The organism is Hydrogenophaga sp. (assembly GCF_035481345.1).
Classification (GTDB): Bacteria; Pseudomonadota; Gammaproteobacteria; order Burkholderiales; family Burkholderiaceae_C; genus Hydrogenophaga.
On sequence record NZ_DATIGV010000007.1, the window covers coordinates 1 to 20,265 of the forward strand.

The following is a 20,265-nucleotide window of genomic DNA, read 5'->3' on the forward strand; positions in this document are numbered from 1 at the left end:
CTCGCGGGCCACGGTGACGAAGGTCTTGAGCTCGGGAATCATGCACAAAGGATACTGGTGCTCGGCCCAAAAAAGGATTGATTTTCTTTTGGCTCGGCAGGGCCTAGCATCGCGGCTTTCTCCTTCCACCCACGAGCACCGCCCGGAGCACACCATGAGCACCGACACCATCGCCCCCGCGCCCGTGATGCGCGCGCCCGCCACCAATCCCGCGCCCATGTCGCCCTTCCACCTGGCCTTCCCGGTGCACGACCTGGACGCCGCGCGCCGCTTCTACGGCGAGACCCTGGGCTGCCCCGAGGGCCGCAGCTCGCCCGAGTGGATCGACTTCAATTTCTACGGCCACCAGATCGTCGCGCACCTCGCGCCCGAGGCCTGCGGCGGCGCGGCCGTCAACGCGGTGGATGGCCACGGCGTGCCCGTGCGCCACTTCGGCATCGTGCTGCCCCTGGCCGACTGGGAGGCCATGGCCGAGCGACTCAAGGCCCTGGGCACGACGTTCGTGATCGAGCCCTACATCCGCTTCAAGGGCCAGCCCGGCGAGCAGGCCACCATGTTCTTCCTCGATCCCTCGGGCAACGCCATCGAGGTCAAGGCCTTCGGGGACATCAACAAGCTGTTCGCGAAGTGAGCGCCGCGCTGCCCTGAGCGCAGGGGAACCCCCGCGGACGGGTGGGGTACTGATCCGGCCCACGGACTTTTCCGTGGGCTTGCTTTTTTCGCCGCCATGATCAGAAAACGCTCTTTCACATCCGAACTTCCCCCTGCGCAGCGACGGAACCATCGCCTGCAGCCGACGGACGACACCCAGCCACCGCGCAACGCGGCCGAAGCCGGCCAGCGCGCCATCGCTTGCCTGAACAAAGAGGATCTGCAAGGCTTTTGCGCTTTGCTGGAGCAGATGGCCGAGCAAGGCATCACGACCCTCGACCTCAGCCATCGACCCGACCGCCCCGGCGTATCCCGGCAGGCGCCCCTCCTCAGCAAGGAAGCGGTGGAGTGTCTGGCGGTGGCCTTCGAACGCAACGCCTGGCCGGACATCCACGCGCTCGATCTCGCGGGCGCGCGCGTCGGAACGATTGAGCCTTTGCTCAAGACGCTGCAGGACAAGCACGGCAACCACCTGCAGGACCTGGACTTCTCCGGCACCCGGATCGTCAAGGACGGCAAGCCCTACCCTCTGCAGCCCAGGCACTTCCAGCGCATCGCACAGATAGTCGCCGACGCTCCTCATATACGCCGGCTGGCCCTGAACCAGCAGCCCTTGCTCAAAGGCCAGCGCGCGGGCGCCGCGAGGCGCCTGGACGCGTCAATGGCGCATCTGCAGCGATACATGCCCGATCCATCCGACACGGACGTGGCCAGCTCCCTGCCCGAACTGGTGGCTGGGGTTTGCGTGTCCGCGACGAAGGGCCGTTTGAAGCAGCTGGAATTGCGGCAGTGCAACCTCTCCGATGCCGATCTGGACACGCTGTTTGCCACCATCGATCCTTCGAAGTCCTTGCCCGTCGACAGCGAGCTGCTTAGGCTGCGCAAGCAATTGAAGGTGCTCGATGTGCGCGGCAACCCCATGGAGAGCTATGGAAATCGCCTGGTGCAACTGGGCCAAGTGCTGCATCCCGATGGGGAGTTGCAGATGCTGTACCTGCCGAGCCACCTCCAGAAGGCGTACGACTCGCTCTATGAAGGGGACCTCACGGAGTTTCACGCACGCTTGTCGGCGTCCAGCCTGCAGGTGCTGGAGCCGCTGTCGTCGAAGTGTCAGGGTGTGAAGTCGGTCTTGGCCCCCCATCGCACGGGGTATGACGTGTGGGCGGAGCCCATCGAACCACCGCCCCTGGATCTGGGCACACTCGAGCTTGTCGATCCGTTGATTTGCGTATGAATCCCTTCCAGCCCGTCCGCCTCGAACACGCCAGCCGCCTCATCAACCACGGCCCCACCGTGCTGGTGACCAGCGCACACGGCGGGCGGCGCAACGTCATGGCGGCGGCCTGGTCCATGCCCGTGGAGTTCACGCCGCCGCGCATCGCGGTGGTGATCGACAAGACCACCTTCACGCGCGAACTCGTCAGCGCCAGCGGGGGCTTCGGCCTGTGCCTGCCCGGCCTGGCGCTGGCCGACCTGACCTACAGCGTGGGCCAGCACAGCGGCCGCGGGGGCGATAAGTTCGCGCGCTACGGCGTCGAGGCCATCACCGGCCCGGTGCTCGGCATGCCCCTCATCGAGCGGGGCTGCGCGGCCTGGCTCGAATGCCGCCTGATCCCCGAGCGCCACACCGAAGACGCCTACGACACCTGCTTCGCCGAGGTGGTGGCCGCCGCGGCCGATCCGCGCATCTTCGCCAACGGGCATTGGCTGTTTGACGAAGACAACGCCGAGCTGCAGACCATCCACCACCTGGGCGCGGGCCTCTTCGTGCGCTCGGCTGGCGCCATGCAGGCCCGGGCGCTCTAGCCCCCCGAACCCCGTTTCGCGCCGCGCGTCCCTGCACGCGGCGCTTGCATTCATCCGGCAATGCAAGTAAATTTGCGTCGTCGATTGGCTTGCAAATATCAAGTGCATTGACTTGGTGCATCGAGAACCCCAATTTGATGCGCGTTCCACCCCTCACGAGGATCACCGCATGAACACCCTTCGCCGAGTTCTGTTGGCGGCCGCCGCCCTGTGCGTCGCCCTGGGCAGCAGCACCGCCTTCGCGCAGTCCCAGACCCTCGTGGTCGCCACCGATACCGCCTTCGTGCCCTTCGAGTTCAAGGAGGGTGACAAGTACGTGGGCTTCGACATCGACCTGTGGGACGCCATCGCCAGGGAGCTGGGCCTGAGCTACCGCCTGCAGCCCATGGACTTCAACGGCATCCTGCCCGCGCTGCAGACCAAGAACGTGGACGTGGCGCTCGCCGGCATCACCATCAAGGACGAGCGCAAGAAGGTCATCGACTTCTCCGACGGCTACTACGACAGCGGCTTCATGCTGCTCGTGCCGGCCAACAGCAAGATCAACGGCGCGGCCGACCTCAAGGGCAAGCAGCTCGCCATCAAGACCGGTACCTCGGCCGCCGATTACGCCAAGGCCAACTTCCAGGGCACCGAGTTGCGCCAGTTTCCCAACATCGACAACGCCTACCTCGAGCTCATGACCGGCCGCGTGGACGCGGCCATGCACGACACGCCCAATGTCCTGTACTTCGCCAATACGGCGGGCAAGGGCAAGGTGAAGGTGGTGGGTACGCAGATGATGGCGCACCAGTACGGCATCGGCTTCCCCAAGGGCAGCGCGCTGGTGCCCAAGGTGAACACGGCACTGGCCAAGATCAAGGCCGACGGCCGCTACAACGCCATCTACAAGAAGTGGTTCGGCACCGAGCCGCCCAAGCCCTGAGCGAGCCGAACGCGCGAACCCCGCCATGGATTTCGACGTCTCGGTCATCGTCAAGGCCATTCCCGCGTTGCTGCAGGGCGCCAAGCTCACGGTGCTCATCACCGTGCTGGGCCTGCTGGGCGGCACGGTGGTGGGGCTGGTCTTCGGCCTCATGCGGGCCTACGGCAACCGCCTGCTCGACACCCTGGGTTTCCTCTACATCGAGCTGGTGCGCGGCACGCCCATCGTGGTGCAGGTGATGTTCATCTACTTCGCCCTGCCCGTCATCGCCGACATTCGCGTGGACCCGCTGACGGCGGCCATCGTCTCCATCGTCGTCAACTCGGGCGCCTACATCGCCGAGATCGTGCGCGGTGCCTTCCTCTCGGTGCCCAAGGGTCTGCGCGAGGCGGGCCTGGCGCTGGGCATGCCGCTGTGGCGCGTGCTGGCCTTCGTCATCGGCCCGGTGGCCTTTCGGCGCATGACGCCGCCGCTGGGCAACCAGTTCATCGTCAGCTTGAAAGACACCTCGCTGTTCATCGTCATCGGCGTGGGCGAGCTCACGCGCCAGGGCCAGGAAATCATGGCCGCCAACTTCCGCGCGGTGGAAATCTGGAGCGCGGTGGCGGTGATCTATCTCTGTCTGATCGGCGCGCTCACCTTCGCTTTGCGCACGGTGGAGAAACGGATGCGCATCCTATGAACATGGTCGAGTTCCGGAAGGTCAGCAAGCGCTTCGGGCAGACCGTGGTGCTCGACGGCGTCGACCTCAGCATCGGCACCGGCGAGGTGGTGGTGCTCATCGGGCCCTCTGGCTCGGGCAAGTCCACGCTGCTGCGTTGCATCAACGCGCTGGAGACCATCGACGGCGGCGACCTCGTCGTCGACGGCCGCAGCGTACGCGGCGGCGCGTCCACCGTGCGCGAGATCCGGCAGGAGGCGGGCATGGTGTTCCAGCAGTTCAACCTGTTCCCGCAGATGACGGCGCTGCAGAACGTGGCCTTTGGCCCGCGCCAGGTGCGCGGCACGCCGCGCGCGCAGGCCGAGCAGGAAGCGCGGGCGCTGCTGAAAAAGGTGGGCCTGGCCGAGCGCGCACACCACTTCCCCAGCGAGCTCTCGGGCGGCCAGCAGCAGCGCGTGGCCATCGCGCGCGCCCTGGCCGTGAAACCCAAGCTCATGCTCTTCGACGAGCCCACCTCCGCGCTCGATCCCGAGCTGCGCCAGGAGGTGCTGCGCGTGATGCAGGCGCTGGCTGAAGAAGGCATGACCATGATCGTGGTCACGCACGAGATCGCCTTCGCCCGCAAGGTCGGCACGCGGCTCATCTTCATGGAGCACGGGCACATCGCGGTGGACGGCCCGCCCACCGAACTCATCGAAAACCCCAGCAACCCCCGGCTGCGCGAATTCCTGCAGCACGTCGAATAGCGCACCGCATGCTCGCTTACCTGCAACTCGAAGGCTCCCCGTTCGAGGTGGGCCAGGCCTTGGGCCGCTTCGGCGCGGCCGCCCTGCAACGCTACGCCCGCCGTTCGCCCGCCTGGGCCACGGTGATGCGCTGGCGGGGCCACGCCTCGGTGGCCGCCATGGCCGAACTCGTGCGCGCGCGCCACCCGGCCATCTGGCAGGAACTGCAAGGCCTGGCCGCCGGGCTGGACCTGCCCGCCGAGGACGTGTTCCTCTGGAACTGCCGCGGCGACCTATGGGCCATGGCACCCGACGGCTGCACCACCGTGCAGTTGCCGGCCACCGCGCCCGGCACCGCGCCCGTGGTGGCCCACAACGAGGACGGCGACCCGGCCTTCCTCGGCCACTGCGCCATCGCGCAGATCGCGGTCAGGGGCGGCGGCCGCTTCGCCTCCTTCGTCTACCCGGGCTCGCTGCCCGGCCACACGTTCGCCTCCACGGCCTCGGGTCTGGTAATGACCGTGAACAACCTGCGCACCCTGGAGGTGGGCCTGGGCCTGCCGCGCATGGTGGTCACGCGCGCCCTGCTCGACGCTGCCAACTTAGACGAGGCGCTGGACCAGTTGGGCGCCATGCCGCGCGCGGGGGGCTTTCACCTCACGCTCGCGCAGGCCGGCCTGCCCTGCATCGCCAGCGTGGAGTTCAGCGACGCCGTGCTCTCGGTGCAGACCGTGGAGCGCCCGGCCGTGCACGCCAACCACATGGTGCACGCCGCCATGGCGCACCGGCCGCAGATCGTCACCGGCTCGTCGGGCCACCGCCAGTTGCGGGGTGAGGAATTGCTGCGCCAGCACGAAGGCGAAGCGATCGACCCGCTGGACATCCTGTTCGACCAGGGCGATGCGCGCTACCCCATCTACCGCGACCGCGCCGACGACAGCGACCACGAGAACACCATGGCCACAGCCAGCTTCACGCTCGGGCCCACGCACGTGGACTGGGCCGTGCGCGCGGGCGGACGCCGCGAAACCTCGTTTAGGATGCGCGACGCCCTTCGCCTGTAGCCCGTAGTCCGTTTCCCACCATGCCCAAACCCGCACCGCCCGTGGCCACCACCGTGGACGAACTGCGGGCCCTGGTGGTCGCCATCGGCCGTGGCGACGCCAGCGTTTCGCTCGGCGGCAAGGCGCTTGCCGTGCTGGCGCGGCTGGTGGAGCAACCCAAGGACGTAGCGCTCAGCACCATCACAGAGCTGGGCGAGCGCATGGGCGTCAACCCCTCCACGCTCACGCGCCTGGCCACGCGCCTGGGCTTCGCCGGCTTCGCCGATTTCCAGGCCGTCTTCCGCGAACACGCCATGCAGGGCGGGCCGCACTTCTACACCCAGCAGGCCCACCGCCTGCTCGAAGACGCCTCCGCCGAGAGCCCGCGCACCGCGCGTGGCGTGGTCGCCAAGCTCGCGCAGGAATCCATCCGCAACGTGGACGCCTTCCTCGGCCAGCTCGAGGAGGCCGAACTGGCCAAAGCCGCGAAGCTGCTGGCGCGCGCGCCGCACGTGCGCGTGCTGGGCCTGCGGCAGATGCACTCCATCGCCAGCTTCCTCACCTATGGGCTGGGCATGCTGCGCGCTGAGGTCGCGTTGGCCGATGGGCCCGGCCTGGGCGTGGCCGAAAGCCTGGCTCAGATGTCGCGCGGCGATGCGCTCATCGTCAGCAGCGTGGCACCTTACACCCGCATGGTGGCCGACGTGGCGCGCGCCGCGGCCGACGCCGGCGTGCACGTCGTCGCCATCACCGACACCCGCGCCTCGCCCCTGGCGCCGCCCGCACGGCACGCCTTCTTCATCCCGCACGACAGCAGCTTCATCAGCAACAGCATCGGCGCTTACGTGGTGTTCTGCGAGGGCCTGATCAACCTGGTGGCGCGCGAACTGGGCGACAAGGCCCTGCAGGCGCTGGCGCGGCGCGAGGGCTTCATCGCCGGGCTGGGGATCGAGACGGGGTGATCAGGCGTACGGCTCGAAGCGGTTGCTGTCGCGCGTCAGCAGTTGCATGAGCTTGGGGTGGATGAAGAGCTTCTCGCGACCGACCGGCATCTCGCGCAACACGCCGACGTCCACCAGATCCTTCAGATAGCGCGAGGCGGCCTGGCGCTGACCGATGCCCTTGTCCACGAGGTTGCCGATGCGGCAGTACGGTTGCTCGAAGACCACGTCCACCAGCTCACGGCTGTAGATCCGCGGCAAGGTGTCGCGCACGTACTCGGTGGTGTGCTCGGCCAGCGCCCGGATCGCGGCGATCTTGTCGGTGGTCCAGCGGGCGGTTTCTTCCACGGCGCGCAGCATGAACAGCAGCCAGGCCTCCCACGCCTGGTCACGTGTCACGTCCAGCAGCAGGCGGTAGTAGTCGGCCTTGTGCGCGATGATGTGCCGGCTCAGGTACAGGATGGGCAGGGTCAACAACCGCTCCTGTATCAGATACAAGATGTTGATGACACGCCCCGTGCGGCCATTGCCATCGACGAAGGGGTGTATCGCCTCGAACTGGTAGTGCCCTACGGCCATGCGGATCAGCGGGTCAAGCGTGCTCTCGTTGTGCAGGAAGCGCTCCCAATTGGCCAGCAGCTCGCGCAGCAGCACCTCGCCCTGCGGTGGCGTGTAGATCACCTCGCCGCTGCGGTCGTTGACCAGTTGCGTGCCCGGGGTGCGACGGATGTCCATGTCCGCGCCCTTGAGCGTGCGGCAGATCGTCACCGCGGTGGCCGTGCACAGCGGTTTGTCCTTGAGCGACTGAAAGCCTTGGTGCAAGGCCGTGCGGTAGCGCAGCGCCTCCTTCGTGGCGTGGTCGGTCGGCCCGTCCCCCTGCACGTGCTGGAACAGCTGGTCGGTGGTGGTGACGATGTTCTCGATTTCGGAACTGTCTTTCGCCTCCAGCAGCGGGATCGTGTTGATGAGCATGCGCTGGTTCGGGATCAGCTCGGCGGCCTGCTTCAGCTCGGCCAGGGCCGCGCGGGCGGTGATGCAGGCGCGCAGCACCGGCTTGCTTTCCAGATCGGATCCCGGGGGCAGCGAGGGGAGTTGGTTGTAGGGCTGATCGGCGCTCCAAGCGGCTGGAGGGCCTGACATGTTCTCGAATTGCACTTTTGACGACATGTTCCCAGGATATGTCGTCGGCGAGAACAGGTCAAGAAAACGTGTCGCTGTTTTGCCCATTCGACGACATGTTTCAGTGACGTGTCGCGGGAAGCCCGCTTGGGCATGCGCCGACGCGGCGGTTCAAGCCGGTGCCGCGAACGCCGCGTGGTACGCCACCTCGCCGCGCGGCACCTCGCCGGCGAAGGCCAGGGCCATGAAGTACTCGGGCGGCACGCCGGGGTAGGCCAAGCCTTCGTGCACCGCGAAACCCCAGCGGCCGTAGTAGGCGGGCTCGCCCAGCACCACGCAGCCCTCGGCGCCCAGGGCCTTCAGGCGCGCCAGGCCCTCGGTCATCAGGCGGCTGCCGATGCCCGTGCGCTGCAGCGCCGGCAGCACCGAGATCGGCCCCAGGCCGTACCAGCGGCCTTCGTGGCCGGCGATGCGCACCGGCGAGAAGGCGATGTGGCCGACGACCTGCCCGGTCTCATCCACCGCCACCAGCGAGAGCGTGAGCGCGCCGGCCGCGCGCAGTTCGCGCACGATGGCGGGTTCGGCGCCGCCGCTGTGGGGGTGGCCGTCGAAGGCCTGGGCGATGAGCGAGGCGATGGCGGGGGCGTCGACGGGGTGTTCGGGGCGCAGTTGCATGGGCTGGATTGTCCGCGCCGACGGGCCTATGCTGGCGTGCTGGCTCGACGAGCCCGGCGGCTCCTGCGGTGCCAGCGCCCCTGAACCCGGCGAAAGGAGTGCGTATGTTGGCCAATGCGACGGTTACCACCATGCTCCCGGTCATCGACATGGCGCGGGCGCGTGAGTTCTACGAGAAGCGCCTGGGCCTGGTGCCCGGCGGCTTGCGACCGGACGGCAAGTTCGTCTACCGCGTGGGCGGCAGCACGCTGGCGCTGTTCCCGAAGCCTGAGGGCACGAAGGCCGAGCACACGGCCATCAGCTTCCAGGTGATGGACATCGCCGCCGCCATCGACGGCCTCAAGCGCACCGGCGTCGTGTTCGAGGACTACGACTTCCCGGACTTCAAGACGGTCGACCACGTGTGCGTGCTGGGCTCGGAAAAGGCGGCCTGGTTCAAGGACCCGGAGGGGAATTTCCTGTGCCTGCATGAGGACCTGGCGGCAGGGCCTGAACTCGGGCTGTGAGGCAGGCAGCGCTGGCGAGGCGGGCCCGCTGTCAGCGATTCAGCAACAGGTCGGCCAACCCGTCCAGTTCCTGCTTGCGCCGCTCCCAGTCCGGCAAGGCCGCGCCGAGCAGGCGATAGAACCGCTCGCTGTGGTTGTGCTCCTTCAAGTGGCACAGCTCGTGCGCCACCACGTACTCGATGCAGGCCTTCGGCGCCTTGATCAGATCGGGGTTGAGCAGCAGCGCCCCCGAGGGAGAGCAACTGCCCCATTGCGTGCGCATGCGCAGCAGACGCCATGGCGGCAAAGGCCCAGGCAGCTTCATGCGCGTGGCCATATGGGCCAGCACCTGGTCGAACACAACGGCTGCGCGTTCCCGGTACCACCCGTCCAGCCAGTGGCGCACGGCATGGGCGCCGGCCTTTGCGGTCGTCACCTCCAGCCGCCCCCGCCACAGCCGCGCGCCCGGGTCGGCCTGCTTCGTGACCAGCACCTTCAACAGATGCCGCCGACCCAGATAGAAATGCGTCTCCCCGCTCACGTATGCCCGAGGCAGCACGTGGCGCTGCCGCGCGCGTTGCGCTTGCAGCTCACGCCACACCCAGGCCGCGCGCTGGCGCACCGCCTGTTTGACGTCGCCCAGTTCACTGCCTTGCGGTGCGTCCACCATCACCACACCATCGGGCATCACATGGATGGCGACGCGGCCCTTCAAGCGCGGCTGCCACCTCAGCGCGAAGCCGATGCGCTCCTCACCGTAGGCCACGGAGTACTGCGCCACCCTACTGTCCTCCACGGGCCAGGCCCACGCGGGTGACCTGTATCACCTGGTCGATGGCGTCCCTGGCCCTGTCCAGTCCCATCACCGCGAAGAGCCTCGGCAGCAGCGCCTGACGGATGGCGGCCTCGATGTTCTGCGGGTTCAGCGAGTGCTCGGCCACCGCCTGCCGCACCACCTCGTCGATGTCCGTGGCCTGTCGCACGAGCGAGTCTTGGTCGGCCTTCTGAAAATCCGCTTCGCCCAGGGCCAGACGGCAGATGCCGTAGTAGGCGCGTGAGCCAGGCTTGTCTTCCAGGTGGCCCGGAATGCCCGCCACCCGCCGGGCGCTCACCTGGTCCTCGAACGCCCGGAACAAGGCGTACTGCTTCAGCGGGTGGTCGAACATGGCTTCGGCCTGGGCGATCGCCTGCTTGAGCAGCTCCGCGAACACCCGCTGCGCGTACGGGTCATCGGCCAGTTCCTGCTCGATGGTCTTTTTCAGGCGCGTGCGGATCATGTCCGTCTCGTTGCGCGTCTTCTCGTCGTTCCAGTGCTCGGCCGCTTCCAACTGCCCCAGCTTGTGCACCACATACACGCCCTCGGGCTCGCGCACCTGGTTGCCGATCACCTGCTGGTCCACCATGCGGCGAATCTGCTCCTCGTACGCGCTGTAGTCCACCGCTTCCAGCGCATCCCGCCGGGCGATCGCGCGCAGGCCGGTGAAGAAGCGCAGGTCCTCCTTCCAGGTCCGCACGTCGGCTTCCGAGAAGCTGTGGTCTTCGAAGAAGCTGCGCGACGACAGGGCGGTCTGCAGGCACAAACCAAAGGCGGTCAGGGCGGCGTAGAAGTCGTCTCGCACCTTCTGTCGTGTGTCGTACGACTGTCCGTCCTCGTCCACCGCGTGGCGCGGCACCAGCACCTGCCGGAAGGCCTCCAGGTCGCGGCGATTCCTCACCTCGGCGAAGACGGCCCACAAGGCCTCGTGCAAGCCCGGCAGGCGCTTGTACTCGGTGTCGATCGAGCGGTACAGGCCTTCGATGTCGGCCAGCTCGTAGCCGCCTTGCGTGCGTGCCTCAAGGTCTTGATAGGCCCGCACGGCGGTGTCCAGCTCCCCCAGAATGCCGCGGTAGTCCACCAGCACGCCGTAGCGCTTGGCCTCATGCAGGCGGTTCACGCGCGCCACCGCCTGGATCAGGTTGTGCTCCTTCAAGGGTTTGTCGATGTAGAGCACCGCGTTGCGCGGTTCGTCGAAACCCGTGAGCAGCCTGTCGACCACGATCAACAGATCGGGGCCGCCGTCGCTGCCGAAGGCCTGAAGCACCTGTTCCTCATAGGTGTCGGCCTGGTGACCGACATGGGTGTTCCACCACTTCTGCACCTCCGGCAAGCGGCCTTCGTCCACCTCGGTGTTGCCCTCGCGACTGTCGGGTGCCGACATGATGACGGCGCTGCTGACGAGGCCCGTGTCGTCCAGGTACCGTTGGTAGCGGATCGCGTCCAGCTTGCTGGCCGTGGCCACCTGCCCCTTCAGGCCCAGCCCCGGCTTCTTGAAGTGCTCGTTGAAGTGCTGGGCAATGTCCCAGGCGATGAGCTCCAGCCGGTTGGCCGCGCCGTACACCACCCGCTGGTGGGCGAACTGGCGCTTGAGGTCGGCCGCCTGCTCCGGGCTCAGGCCGGCGGTGATGCGGTCGAACCAGCGGTTCACGGCCTCTTCGCTGATCGTCAGCTCGGGCACGCGCTCCTCGTACAGCAGCGGCGCCACCGTGCCGTCTTCCACCGCGCGCTGCATGGTGTAGGCGTGCACGATGGGGCCGAACTTGTTGGCCGTCTTCTCGCTCTTGAGCAGCGGCGTGCCCGTGAACGCCACGTAGGCCGCGCGCGGCAGGGCCTTGCGCATGCGCTCGTGCGTCTCGCCGCCGTGGCTGCGGTGGCCCTCGTCCACCAGCACGATCAGATCGGCCGAGGGGTTGTAGCAATCGGCCAGCTTCGATGCCGTGGCGAACTTGTGGATCAGCGTGAAGACGATGCGCTCGCTGCCCTTGCCGATGCGGCGGGCCAGTTCGCGCCCCGTGCCCACCCTGGCCTTCTCGCCGTCCTTTCGCGTGGCCACGGCCGAGCCGAAGGCACCGCTGTTCATGAAGTTGCGCGCGAGCTGGTCTTCCAGGTCCAGCCGGTCCGTCACCACCAGCACGCGGCAGGCCTGCGTACCCGGGTGCAGCACCAGCGCCTTGGTGAGGAACACCATGGTGAAGCTCTTGCCCGAGCCCGTGGTGTGCCACACCACACCGCCTTCGCGCGCGCCGTCGGGTCGGCGCTGGCCGATGCGCGCCAGCAGCGCGCGGATGCCGAAGAACTGCTGGTAACGCGCCACCACCTTGCCCGCCTTGCGGTCGAACAGCACGAACAGGCGCAGGAACTCCAGCAGGCGCTCGGGCTGCAGCAGGGCGGCCAGCAGGCGGTCCTGGTCGGTGGGCAGCATGGGCTGCGCCCACAGTTGCTCGAAGTGGGCGCGCAGCTTCGCGGGCTTGCCCTGGAGCAGCGCGGCCTGCACCTCAGGTGGCTGCGGATGGTTCTTCCACTCGCTCAGTTGCGCATCGGAAAACACCTCCTCGCGCCAGCGCGCCCAGAACTTCAGCGGCGTGTGCGTGGTGCCGTAGCGGCCCTCGGTGAAGCTCACCGACAGCAGCAACTGCGCGTAGGCGAACAGTTGCGGAATCTCGTCCGGCCGCTGGTTGCGCAACTGCTGGCTGATGCCTTCGTTCACCATGGCCTGGTCCGCGCGCATGGCATCGGGCCGCTTGGCCTCGATCACCACCAGCGGCAGGCCGTTCACATACGCCACCACGTCCGGGCAACGGTGGTGCGTGGCGTGGGTGGAGAGCACCTGCAGCTCCTCCGTCACGTCCCAGCGGTTGTTGGCCGTGTCGTACCAGTCGATCAGGGGAATGGTCGGCTGGTGCTTCTTGCCATCGGGCATGAACTCGGTGACGGTGATGCCCAGTGTGAGCATCTGGTACAGCCGCTCGTTGGCGGGCAGCAGGCCCTCGGCCAGGCTCAGCGCCTGCACCTGGCGCACGATCTGGTCGATGCCGCTGGGCGAGAGCGGGAAGGTCTCGCCCTTGTAGTCGAAGCGGCGGGTCTGCAGGACGTCGATCAGGCGCGGCTTGAGGATGACCTCGCGCGTGCTGCCGCGCAGGGTGAGGGCCTCGGCCGTTGGCAGGAAGTGCCACCCCAGGTTGGCGAGCAGGTGCAGCGCGGGGAGGTGGGCGCTGTATTGCTCGCTGAGCTGCGGGACTGGGTTCATGGGGGCGTCCTACGTCCAGTAGGGGTGATGTTGCCAATCGACGGGCATGCCCATGGCGGTGCGCCAGCGGTCATTGGCTGCAACAGGCTCAAGCAGCGCCGTGCACGCCTTCCTCCAGCCGACACCATTGCCCGACTGATCAAGCAGATACCGCAACATCAGAAGAACGCAATACACCCGATCGACTCTGGGCAAGCGGGGAGATTTCCACTCGGGCTCGCTCATTGCCTGGGGGCGAATGGCCAGTTCGCGATTCCAGAGCCGGCTATGGTGCGCGCAGACGTTCCGGATGTAGGTCAGCACGTGCAGCCAGTCCTGCAAGCGCCTGGCGTGGATATGAAATTCGCCCGCCACTGCCTGCTTGTCGGGGCTGCGCATGCCTTTGTACAGGCGCGACAAAGAGCCCATGCTGATCAGCTCTGTGCCCATCCAGATGGGCAGCACCGGGAACCCCGCGTAGTTCGTGCGGAAATGCGCCACGAACGCGTCGCTGGACTGAGTTGTCTCGGCCCGCATCTTTTGCAACCAGCCGCCATGATCAAAGCCGGGGTGGAAATTGCGAGCATCCTCATGACCAAAGGGACCGTAAGCCATGCCGAGGTGGTGCGTTACGCAGGTTCGAACAGCAACTTCGACGCGTTCAAGCGCATCCATGACCAGAAGGCGCAGCGCCCGGTCGAATTCATACAGTTCAAGCACGGCATCGAGACTTGTGCCGGGCTCAAACTGGCTTGTCACTTGGCCATTGGCTTCTCTGGATCTGAAGGGATACCAATACGCGCTGAGCCGGTAGTAGCTGATGCTAGCGAGCCGGGCCTCTGCGGCAGGCACGTCGCCGATGTGCATCCCCTTTGCTTGCAGGATTGCCAATTGGTCCGCAAAGGAGCGCGCTGGTTTGGCATACACGGGCAGGGGCGTGTTCGCCATCAAGCGACCCCGGAAAAAGAAAAACCGCCAAGGTTGCGCATGCATAAGCAGAGGCGTGGCGGTTGTGTTGCGGGGATTTTAGCCTCAAAAGTGCCAGCCTGCCAGTCCGAGGCCAAAACGTGGCGGTAGAAGCAAGGGAACGTCATGTTGGTGTCTCCTCAGCCATTCGCACGCGACGCTTGCCCGTGAGCAGCTCATTCATGAGCGCGCGCTTCTCCGTTTTGAGCCGCTCCAGCTGCCCTTCGATGTTGCGAATCTCTTCCTGCGCGGTGTTGAGCACGTCCGCGATGCGGCGCTGGTCTTCGAGGGGTGGCACCCGCAGCTTGAGCTTGAAGAACTCCTTCACGCTCACGTTGAGCAGGCCGTGGCTGCGCGCGCCTTCCTGCGCGATGCCGGTGATCTCGTCGTTCAGCATGCCGGCGTCGAAGTAGTGCGAGAAGAAGTCCTCGTCGGCTTCCACACCGCGCCGGATGCGGAAGCAGATGTAGAGGCTGGACACCACGCCAGAGTCGTAGGCCACCAGCGGCTTGATCGCGCCCATCGGGTAGCCGTTCGACGAACTCTTGTTGTAGGCGAAGTCGCCCGTGCTGAGGTGCGTGTAGCCGCTCAGGTCGTCGCTGGCGACGACGCGGCTGAAGTACTCGCGTTGGCTGATCAGGCCGTGCTGGCCGGAGATGGTGAGCACGTTCTGGTCGCCTGCGGTGTTCTTGCGCGTGACGCGTTCGAAAACCTGATCGAACTCCACGTGTGACCATTGCGCGCTGTCGACGCCGAACGTTCGATGCCCGGTCAGCAGGCCCTGCATCAGGTCCTGCTTCTGGCGCCGGCTGTTCGCGAGCAGTTGTCCGGTGCTGGCGATCGCATCGTCCCAGCAGCTCGCCAGCGCCCCGATTCGCACTTGTTCTTGTTGGGGCGGCAGCGGCAGGGTGATGCCTTTGACCAGCGCAGCGCTGAGGTTCTGCTGCGCCCCCGCGTTGCCCAGTTCACGGATGGCTTCGTAGTGCGACGCCAGACACTGGTAGATGTAGTCGAGGTCGCAGTCTTCCGAGAGCCGCATGGCGGCGCAGGCCTGGTTCGTGGCCGCCTCGATGCCCAGTTTCGCCACCTGCCCGCGCGTCTTGCCTTGCCCGTACATGGCCATCAGCAAGGTGCCGGCGGGAAACAGCTTGGCGGACGAGTTCTTCAAACCCTCTGCCGTGATCTTCTCCGCCGTGTCGGTGATGGTGTTGAATTGGATTTCACCGGTGGTGACCCAGGGGATGTCGCCGTTCCAGTAGCGCGGCTCGGAACGATCGGGTGTGCCGCCTGAGCTGATCCGTGCGATGTCACCGAGCCGCACGCGCTTCCAGCCGTCAGGCAGCATTTCCGCCCCCCGTGTCTGCTTTCCGCCGGCCGTTGCTTCGCATCTCGATCTGTTGGCTGTCCTGGCCTTGTCCTTCCTGGCGAACTATTCGGAACTTCCGAATAGTTGCCAGCCGCGCTTGACTGAGCAGAAACTCGCCTGCTTCACTCATATCCCAGCTCCCTCAAGTAACCCGCCATTTTGTCTTCCAGCGCGGCCAGCTCCGCCTTCAGCCGGAACCGCTCTTCCCGCACCGCCTGAAGGTCAATGGCCTCGGCTTCTTCCAGCGTGTCCACGTAGCGCGGAATATTGAGGTTGTAGTCATTGCCGGCGATTTCTTCGCGCGTGGCCAGGTGGGCGTACTTGTCCACGTCGCGCCGCTCGCGCACCGCCTGCTCGATGCGCTCCATGTCCTGCGCGCGCAGCATGTTCTGGTTCTTGCCGTCCTGGTACTCGCGGCTGGCGTCGATGAAGAGCACCTTGTCGTCGGCCTTGCGTTTGCGCAGCAGCAGGATGGCGGCGGGGATGCCCGTGCCGTAGAACAGCTTCTCGGGCAGGCCGATCACCACGTCGAGCAGGTTCTCTTCGATCAGCTTCTGCCGGATCTTGCCCTCGGCCGCGCCACGGAATAGCACGCCGTGCGGCACCACCACGGCCATGCGGCCGGTGCGGGGCTTCATGGTCTCCACCATGTGCAGGATGAAAGCGTAGTCGGCCTTGGTGCGCGGCGGCACGCCGCGGCGAAAGCGCTTGTGCGGGTCGGTGGCTGCTGTCTCGTGGCCCCATTTCTCCAGCGAGAACGGCGGGTTGGCGACCACGATGTCGAAGTGCCTGAGGCCACCCTTGTCGTCCAGCAGCTTGGGGTTGCGCAGGGTGTCGCCCCACTCGATGCGGTGGTTGTCCTCGGCGTGCAGGAACATGTTCATCTTGGCCAGCGCCCAGGTGCTGCCAATGGCTTCCTGTCCGTAGAGCGCGTAGCGGCGCGTGCCGGTGCCGGCGCGGATGAGCTGCGCGCACTTCATGAGCAGGGAGCCCGAGCCGCAGGTGGGGTCGCAGATGTCGTCGTCGGGCTGCGGGTCCATCAGGCGCGCCATGAGCTGCGAGACCTCGGGCGGCGTGTAGAACTCGCCCGCCTTCTTGCCGCTGGTGGAGGCGAAGTTCTTGATGAGGAATTCGTAGGCGTTGCCGATGACGTCGAGGTTGCCGATGCGGCTCTCGCGCAGGTTCAGCTCGGGCTTGGCGAAGTCTTCCAGCAGGTGGCGCAGGATGTCGTTTTTCTGCGCCTCGTCGCCGAGCTTGTTGGAGTTGAAGCTGATGTCCTGGAAGACGTCGCGCAGTTTGTTGAGGTTGGCTTCCTCGATGGCGTGCAGCGCCTTGTCGATGCGCTCGCCGTTGCCGGGCTGGTGCCGCGCGTCGTACAGGGCCTGGAAGCCGGCGTCGGGTGGCAGCACGAAGCGCTCGGTGCGCAGCAGCTCCTGGATGAGCTCGGGGTGGGCGCCGTGCTGGGCCTGGTAGCGCTCGTAGTGGTCCTGCCAGATGTCCGAGATGTACTTCAGGAACAGCATCGTCAGGACGTAGTCCTTGTAGATGCTCGGGTCCACCGTGCCGCGAAAGGTGTCGCAGGCAGACCAGATGGCGGTGTTGATGGTGTCCTGGTGGATGGGGGCGTGGTTCATGGAGCGGTGTCGGAAAGAGGCGGCGAGAAGAGTTGCTGGGCGAGGAGGTCGAGTTCTCGCTCGCGGTTGTGGATCAGGGCTTCGAAACGCCGCCGTTCCTGCACCGCCGCGGCGGCCAGGTCCACCAGCAGGCGCTGGCGCGCCAGCTCGGGCACGGCCACGGGCAGCTCTTCCAGCACCGCGCGGCGGATGCTGAGCTGGTCGGAACCTTCGGCGTTGTTGCGCAGGTAGCGCTGGCTGGGCGCGCGGTTGATGTGCCAGGCCAGGTACTCGGGCAACACGCCGCCGCCCTTGCCGCGCAGCACGAAGAAGTGCTGGGCGCACACGGTGCAGGGCGGCACCTGGCTCAGGCACACGGCGTAGTAGCGCGCGCCGCGCGCGACGAACAGGATGTCACCGTCCCGCAGCCAGTCGGGCGATTTGCTGGTGGGGAGGTCGGTGCGCGACAGGCTGGTCCAGGCCACGGCGCCATCGGGTGAGACATCCCGCATCTGGATGACCTGGGTGTTGCCGCCTTCCACGAGCGGCACGCTGCCCCGGAACGGATGGCCCGCCCGCACCTCGGCGAGCTGTTTCAATGATGAAATCATTTGCATCAAATGGGATGACGTGAAATTCTGCTTGCGCCCCCCAGGCAGAGCAAGTAAGCTGAAGGCGTTAAAACATCAAGTCAGATGATGCATAAATTCCAGGGAGGAAGCATGCGAGAGTTCGAAGTCAACTGCGTCACCCGCCTCAGCCGTTCTGGCGGGCACGAGCAGCTCACCCACGTGGGGCACATCGCCAACCACTGGCGCCTCACGCGCGAATCGGTGATCCAGCGGGTGGAGTCGGGGGTGGAGGCGTATTACACGCTCGACAAGGCCAGCGGCCAGCGGCACTACATCCACGTGGTGCGCGAGGCCGGCCACGCCCCTTACCTGCGCACGCAGCACGCCGGGGGCTGGACGAACCTCCTGCTGGCGCTGCCCGAGTGCGGGCGCACCTGCGAACTCGTGGACTAGGGCGCCCGCGCTACTGCAGCAGCCCGCCCCCCATGGCCCGCAGTTCGGGGCTCAGGTGCTCGGCCCAGCCCAGTTGCTCGGCCATGTGACACACCACCCAGCGCGCCTCCGGCGGTGAGAGCACGCTGTCGGCGTCCTCGCCCGCGAGTTCCAGCAAGCCATCGAGCACCTTGTCGATGACGTCGGCCTCGGTGACGCCGAGCTTGAATTGCACCTCCTGGGCGCGGGTGACGAGGGCGGTGGCCATGTCGTCGCACACCTCGAAGCGGCGGGCGATGTGTTCGGCCAGGTGGGCGGGCCGAGGCTGGTTCGGCCGGGCGTGCAGCCGGATGAAGCTCTCGGGGATGTGGATCTGGGAAGCGTCGTCCATGCCGAATCATGTCGGAATCGGCGCGCGGCGTCACGGCGCGCGCGCCGACGGCCGGGTCGGACGGGTCCGACGCGCGCGGGCGCGGCCGTGCGCACACCATCAAGGACCCATGAACTTCCGCCCCCACGCATGAACATCTTCGAAGCATTGCGAGAAAGCCACGAGCTGCAGCGAAGCCTGTGCCGGCGCCTGCTGCGCGTCAAACCCGCCGACCGCGACGCCATCTTCCTGAGGCTCAAGGTCGAACTCGAGGCCCACGCCGCCGCCGAAGAGCGCTTCCTGTATGTGCCCATGCTCATGACCAACCCCGGGCTGAGTTCCTCGCGCCATGCGCTGGCCGAGCACCACACCATCGAGGAGCTTTGTGAAGACCTCAGCGTGCCCGACAAGCACACGACGGACTGGCTCGACACGGCCAAGCGCCTGAGCCACAAGGTGCACCACCACCTGCGCGAGGAGGAGCGCAAGTTCTTCCAGCTCGCCGGCAAGCTGATCAGCGAGGCGGACAAACGCACCCTGGGCCTCCGCTACCTGAAAGACCTGGTGCACATGCGCCAGCACTACGCGCAGGCCTACAAGAGCCTGGCGGTGGACCGCGATGGCGCGGTGGTGATGGCCGGCGCCTGAGCGGCACAGCGCGCCGCGGCGAGCGGCGGTGCTTGAAAAACGAGAGCGTTTGACCGCGGGGAACCTGGCAGCCGTGGCATGCTCTGCCCCCTTGTCACTGTCGACGGTTCTTCTTCTCTTTCTTCATGAACGCTCTCAACGCCCTCTTCGACCAACCGCGCTTCGGTGTGCTGCTGCTGCGCTGGACGCTGGCCATCCTCATGCTCTTCCATGGCTGGGCCAAGATCACCAACGGCGTCGGCGGCATCGTGGGCATGGTCGGCGCGCACGGCCTGCCGGGCTTCCTGGGCTACGCGGTGTACCTGGGCGAGGTGGTGGCGCCGCTGATGCTGCTGGTGGGTTTCTGGGTGGTGCCGGCCGCGCTGGTGGTCTTCCTCAACATGGTGGTGGCGCTGGTGCTGGCGCATTCGGGCCACTTCCTGGACCTGACCAACTCCGGCGGCTGGCGCCTGGAACTGCAGGCCTTCTTCCTCGTCAGCGCGCTGGTGGTGGCGTTCACGCACCGGCTCGGGCCTCAGCGCTGAGCGCGCGCCTCCGCGTATCGCGGCCGCGAGGTGGCCGAAGGCATCAAGCAAACATCACGCGCACCGTGCCCGGCGGAACCTCGCCGGGGCCATTGCCCACGATAGGACGGTCGTCATATCGCGCGGTGATGCGCCCTTTCCATGATCAAGTCCGCTTCGAAACTCATTCTCCGTACAAGCCAGCAGCAGCAGCAGAAAGCCGCTGACCGGCAACGCCGGCAGCGCATCGCCAACCAGCCCACGCCGGGTGAGATGCTGGAGTGGCTCCGAGGCGTCAAACGCGGCCATGTCCTGGTGCTGCTGGACAAGACGGGGCGGGCCGCGGACGCCCGCGTGAAAGATGTCGGGCGCGACTTCACCGATGCGCTGCAACCCGCTCGCCCTCCGGGGGCGAGGGCGTTCCGCCGGTTGATGCAGCGCATGTTGTCCGAACTCGCGGATGTGCCGCAGGACGGACTCTGGGCCGCACAGTTCCTGAGCGATCTGCTGGCCGGCGATGACGCGAAGACCCACGGCGTCGTGTGCACGGACACCCTTCTCCTTCGGTTGACGGAGCTGAACGACGCACTTGAGCGCCAGCGGCTGGCGCGACGGGACCGTGAGGGGACGGCCCTTCAGGTGTTCGAATGACCGGGCACCGGTTTCTCGCCGAAGGGGCGGGCCGATAATCCCGCGCACCGCACCCCGCCCACCCACGATG

At 66.7% G+C, this 20,265-nt stretch carries 22 protein-coding genes; 13 read left to right on the top strand and 9 right to left on the bottom strand.

The features are described from left to right. The first annotated feature begins 187 nt into the window (after positions 1–187). The 8 genes from VLG41_RS00460 to VLG41_RS00495 all read left to right on the top strand — a co-directional run bounded on the left by VLG41_RS00460 (position 188) and on the right by VLG41_RS00495 (position 6,773). Positions 188–631 (top strand): VOC family protein, encoded by a 444-nt coding sequence (locus VLG41_RS00460; RefSeq protein ID WP_325347453.1) that lies wholly within the window; start codon positions 188–190, stop codon positions 629–631. A gap of 96 nt (positions 632–727) precedes the next feature. Next, entirely contained in the window at positions 728–1,885 is a 1,158-nt protein-coding gene (locus VLG41_RS00465) for a hypothetical protein (RefSeq protein ID WP_325347432.1), read from the top strand. Continuing rightward, on the top strand, positions 1,882–2,457 hold the full coding sequence (locus VLG41_RS00470) for a flavin reductase family protein (protein ID WP_325347433.1): 576 nt from the start codon (positions 1,882–1,884) through the stop codon (positions 2,455–2,457). The genes VLG41_RS00465 and VLG41_RS00470 overlap by 4 nt, the downstream gene beginning before the upstream one ends. 169 nt (positions 2,458–2,626) lie before the next feature. Next, positions 2,627–3,382 (top strand): glutamine ABC transporter substrate-binding protein GlnH, encoded by a 756-nt coding sequence (gene glnH / locus VLG41_RS00475; RefSeq protein WP_325347434.1) that lies wholly within the window; start codon positions 2,627–2,629, stop codon positions 3,380–3,382. Between the two features lie 25 nt (positions 3,383–3,407). Further along, positions 3,408–4,064 carry a glutamine ABC transporter permease GlnP gene (gene glnP / locus VLG41_RS00480; protein WP_325347435.1) on the top strand — a complete coding sequence of 219 codons (657 nt, stop codon included), beginning with the start codon at positions 3,408–3,410 and terminating at the stop codon, positions 4,062–4,064. Continuing rightward, the gene (glnQ, locus tag VLG41_RS00485) at positions 4,061–4,789 is read left to right on the top strand and encodes a glutamine ABC transporter ATP-binding protein GlnQ (RefSeq protein ID WP_325347436.1); all 729 of its coding nucleotides are present in this window, start codon (positions 4,061–4,063) and stop codon (positions 4,787–4,789) included. Before glnP ends, glnQ begins: the two co-directional genes overlap by 4 nt. 8 nt (positions 4,790–4,797) lie before the next feature. Beyond that, the gene (locus VLG41_RS00490) at positions 4,798–5,832 is read left to right on the top strand and encodes a C45 family peptidase (RefSeq protein ID WP_325347437.1); all 1,035 of its coding nucleotides are present in this window, start codon (positions 4,798–4,800) and stop codon (positions 5,830–5,832) included. Positions 5,833–5,852: 20 nt separating this feature from the next. Continuing rightward, on the top strand, positions 5,853–6,773 hold the full coding sequence (locus tag VLG41_RS00495) for a MurR/RpiR family transcriptional regulator (RefSeq protein WP_325347438.1): 921 nt from the start codon (positions 5,853–5,855) through the stop codon (positions 6,771–6,773). Here VLG41_RS00495 and fic read toward each other — a convergent pair whose 3' ends face one another. Together fic and VLG41_RS00505 are read right to left on the bottom strand one after the other, a co-directional pair. Beyond that, the gene (gene fic, locus VLG41_RS00500; protein WP_325347439.1) at positions 6,774–7,892 is read right to left on the bottom strand and encodes a protein adenylyltransferase Fic; all 1,119 of its coding nucleotides are present in this window, start codon (positions 7,890–7,892) and stop codon (positions 6,774–6,776) included. A 150-nt stretch (positions 7,893–8,042) separates the two neighbouring features. Then, positions 8,043–8,546 carry an N-acetyltransferase gene (locus tag VLG41_RS00505; protein ID WP_325347440.1) on the bottom strand — a complete coding sequence of 168 codons (504 nt, stop codon included), beginning with the start codon at positions 8,544–8,546 and terminating at the stop codon, positions 8,043–8,045. Positions 8,547–8,650: 104 nt separating this feature from the next. Here VLG41_RS00505 and VLG41_RS00510 point away from each other — a divergent pair, with 104 nt between their 5' ends. Beyond that, on the top strand, positions 8,651–9,052 hold the full coding sequence (locus VLG41_RS00510; RefSeq protein ID WP_325347441.1) for a VOC family protein: 402 nt from the start codon (positions 8,651–8,653) through the stop codon (positions 9,050–9,052). Positions 9,053–9,083: 31 nt separating this feature from the next. Here the strand turns inward: VLG41_RS00510 and VLG41_RS00515 are convergent, their stop codons facing one another. The 6 genes from VLG41_RS00515 to VLG41_RS00540 all read right to left on the bottom strand — a co-directional run bounded on the left by VLG41_RS00515 (position 9,084) and on the right by VLG41_RS00540 (position 17,618). Further along, complete coding sequence (locus tag VLG41_RS00515; RefSeq protein ID WP_325347442.1) at positions 9,084–9,812, bottom strand: SprT family zinc-dependent metalloprotease; 729 nt, start codon at positions 9,810–9,812, stop codon at positions 9,084–9,086. 1 nt (position 9,813) lies between these two features. Further along, on the bottom strand, positions 9,814–13,095 hold the full coding sequence (locus VLG41_RS00520; protein WP_325347443.1) for an HsdR family type I site-specific deoxyribonuclease: 3,282 nt from the start codon (positions 13,093–13,095) through the stop codon (positions 9,814–9,816). Between the two features lie 9 nt (positions 13,096–13,104). Next, positions 13,105–14,022: an Abi family protein gene (locus VLG41_RS00525; RefSeq protein ID WP_325347444.1), complete on the bottom strand. Its 918-nt coding sequence runs from the start codon at positions 14,020–14,022 to the stop codon at positions 13,105–13,107. Between the two features lie 142 nt (positions 14,023–14,164). After that, positions 14,165–15,385 (bottom strand): restriction endonuclease subunit S, encoded by a 1,221-nt coding sequence (locus tag VLG41_RS00530; RefSeq protein WP_325347445.1) that lies wholly within the window; start codon positions 15,383–15,385, stop codon positions 14,165–14,167. Positions 15,386–15,528: 143 nt separating this feature from the next. Further along, a complete protein-coding gene (locus VLG41_RS00535) occupies positions 15,529–17,040 on the bottom strand; it encodes a type I restriction-modification system subunit M (protein ID WP_325347446.1) in 1,512 nt (503 codons plus the stop codon). After that, positions 17,037–17,618 carry a restriction endonuclease subunit S gene (locus tag VLG41_RS00540; protein WP_325347447.1) on the bottom strand — a complete coding sequence of 194 codons (582 nt, stop codon included), beginning with the start codon at positions 17,616–17,618 and terminating at the stop codon, positions 17,037–17,039. The genes VLG41_RS00535 and VLG41_RS00540 overlap by 4 nt, the downstream gene beginning before the upstream one ends. Before the next feature lie 123 nt (positions 17,619–17,741). On the opposite strand from VLG41_RS00540, the gene VLG41_RS00545 reads away from it, so the two are divergent. Continuing rightward, complete coding sequence (locus VLG41_RS00545; protein ID WP_325347448.1) at positions 17,742–18,044, top strand: DUF3892 domain-containing protein; 303 nt, start codon at positions 17,742–17,744, stop codon at positions 18,042–18,044. A gap of 10 nt (positions 18,045–18,054) precedes the next feature. Here VLG41_RS00545 and VLG41_RS00550 read toward each other — a convergent pair whose 3' ends face one another. Next, on the bottom strand, positions 18,055–18,414 hold the full coding sequence (locus VLG41_RS00550; protein ID WP_325347449.1) for an ATPase with chaperone activity: 360 nt from the start codon (positions 18,412–18,414) through the stop codon (positions 18,055–18,057). A gap of 129 nt (positions 18,415–18,543) precedes the next feature. Here VLG41_RS00550 and VLG41_RS00555 point away from each other — a divergent pair, with 129 nt between their 5' ends. The 3 genes from VLG41_RS00555 to VLG41_RS00565 all read left to right on the top strand — a co-directional run bounded on the left by VLG41_RS00555 (position 18,544) and on the right by VLG41_RS00565 (position 20,195). Further along, positions 18,544–19,041 (top strand): hemerythrin domain-containing protein, encoded by a 498-nt coding sequence (locus VLG41_RS00555; RefSeq protein WP_325347450.1) that lies wholly within the window; start codon positions 18,544–18,546, stop codon positions 19,039–19,041. A gap of 125 nt (positions 19,042–19,166) precedes the next feature. After that, a complete protein-coding gene (locus VLG41_RS00560) occupies positions 19,167–19,565 on the top strand; it encodes a DoxX family protein (protein WP_325347451.1) in 399 nt (132 codons plus the stop codon). Positions 19,566–19,706: 141 nt separating this feature from the next. Then, positions 19,707–20,195 carry a hypothetical protein gene (locus VLG41_RS00565; protein ID WP_325347452.1) on the top strand — a complete coding sequence of 163 codons (489 nt, stop codon included), beginning with the start codon at positions 19,707–19,709 and terminating at the stop codon, positions 20,193–20,195. The last annotated feature ends 70 nt before the right edge of the window (positions 20,196–20,265 follow it).

Coding starts and splice junctions, on each gene's coding strand:
- VLG41_RS00460 (WP_325347453.1), top strand. CDS start 188: ATGCGCGCGCCCGCCACCAATCCCGCGCCCATGTCGCCCTTCCACCTG.
- VLG41_RS00465 (WP_325347432.1), top strand. CDS start 728: ATGATCAGAAAACGCTCTTTCACATCCGAACTTCCCCCTGCGCAGCGA.
- VLG41_RS00470 (WP_325347433.1), top strand. CDS start 1,882: ATGAATCCCTTCCAGCCCGTCCGCCTCGAACACGCCAGCCGCCTCATC.
- glnH (WP_325347434.1), top strand. CDS start 2,627: ATGAACACCCTTCGCCGAGTTCTGTTGGCGGCCGCCGCCCTGTGCGTC.
- glnP (WP_325347435.1), top strand. CDS start 3,408: ATGGATTTCGACGTCTCGGTCATCGTCAAGGCCATTCCCGCGTTGCTG.
- glnQ (WP_325347436.1), top strand. CDS start 4,061: ATGAACATGGTCGAGTTCCGGAAGGTCAGCAAGCGCTTCGGGCAGACC.
- VLG41_RS00490 (WP_325347437.1), top strand. CDS start 4,798: ATGCTCGCTTACCTGCAACTCGAAGGCTCCCCGTTCGAGGTGGGCCAG.
- VLG41_RS00495 (WP_325347438.1), top strand. CDS start 5,853: ATGCCCAAACCCGCACCGCCCGTGGCCACCACCGTGGACGAACTGCGG.
- fic (WP_325347439.1), bottom strand. CDS start 7,892: ATGTCAGGCCCTCCAGCCGCTTGGAGCGCCGATCAGCCCTACAACCAA.
- VLG41_RS00505 (WP_325347440.1), bottom strand. CDS start 8,546: ATGCAACTGCGCCCCGAACACCCCGTCGACGCCCCCGCCATCGCCTCG.
- VLG41_RS00510 (WP_325347441.1), top strand. CDS start 8,651: ATGTTGGCCAATGCGACGGTTACCACCATGCTCCCGGTCATCGACATG.
- VLG41_RS00520 (WP_325347443.1), bottom strand. CDS start 13,095: ATGAACCCAGTCCCGCAGCTCAGCGAGCAATACAGCGCCCACCTCCCC.
- VLG41_RS00525 (WP_325347444.1), bottom strand. CDS start 14,022: ATGGCGAACACGCCCCTGCCCGTGTATGCCAAACCAGCGCGCTCCTTT.
- VLG41_RS00530 (WP_325347445.1), bottom strand. CDS start 15,385: ATGCTGCCTGACGGCTGGAAGCGCGTGCGGCTCGGTGACATCGCACGG.
- VLG41_RS00535 (WP_325347446.1), bottom strand. CDS start 17,040: ATGAACCACGCCCCCATCCACCAGGACACCATCAACACCGCCATCTGG.
- VLG41_RS00545 (WP_325347448.1), top strand. CDS start 17,742: ATGCGAGAGTTCGAAGTCAACTGCGTCACCCGCCTCAGCCGTTCTGGC.
- VLG41_RS00550 (WP_325347449.1), bottom strand. CDS start 18,414: ATGGACGACGCTTCCCAGATCCACATCCCCGAGAGCTTCATCCGGCTG.
- VLG41_RS00555 (WP_325347450.1), top strand. CDS start 18,544: ATGAACATCTTCGAAGCATTGCGAGAAAGCCACGAGCTGCAGCGAAGC.
- VLG41_RS00560 (WP_325347451.1), top strand. CDS start 19,167: ATGAACGCTCTCAACGCCCTCTTCGACCAACCGCGCTTCGGTGTGCTG.
- VLG41_RS00565 (WP_325347452.1), top strand. CDS start 19,707: ATGATCAAGTCCGCTTCGAAACTCATTCTCCGTACAAGCCAGCAGCAG.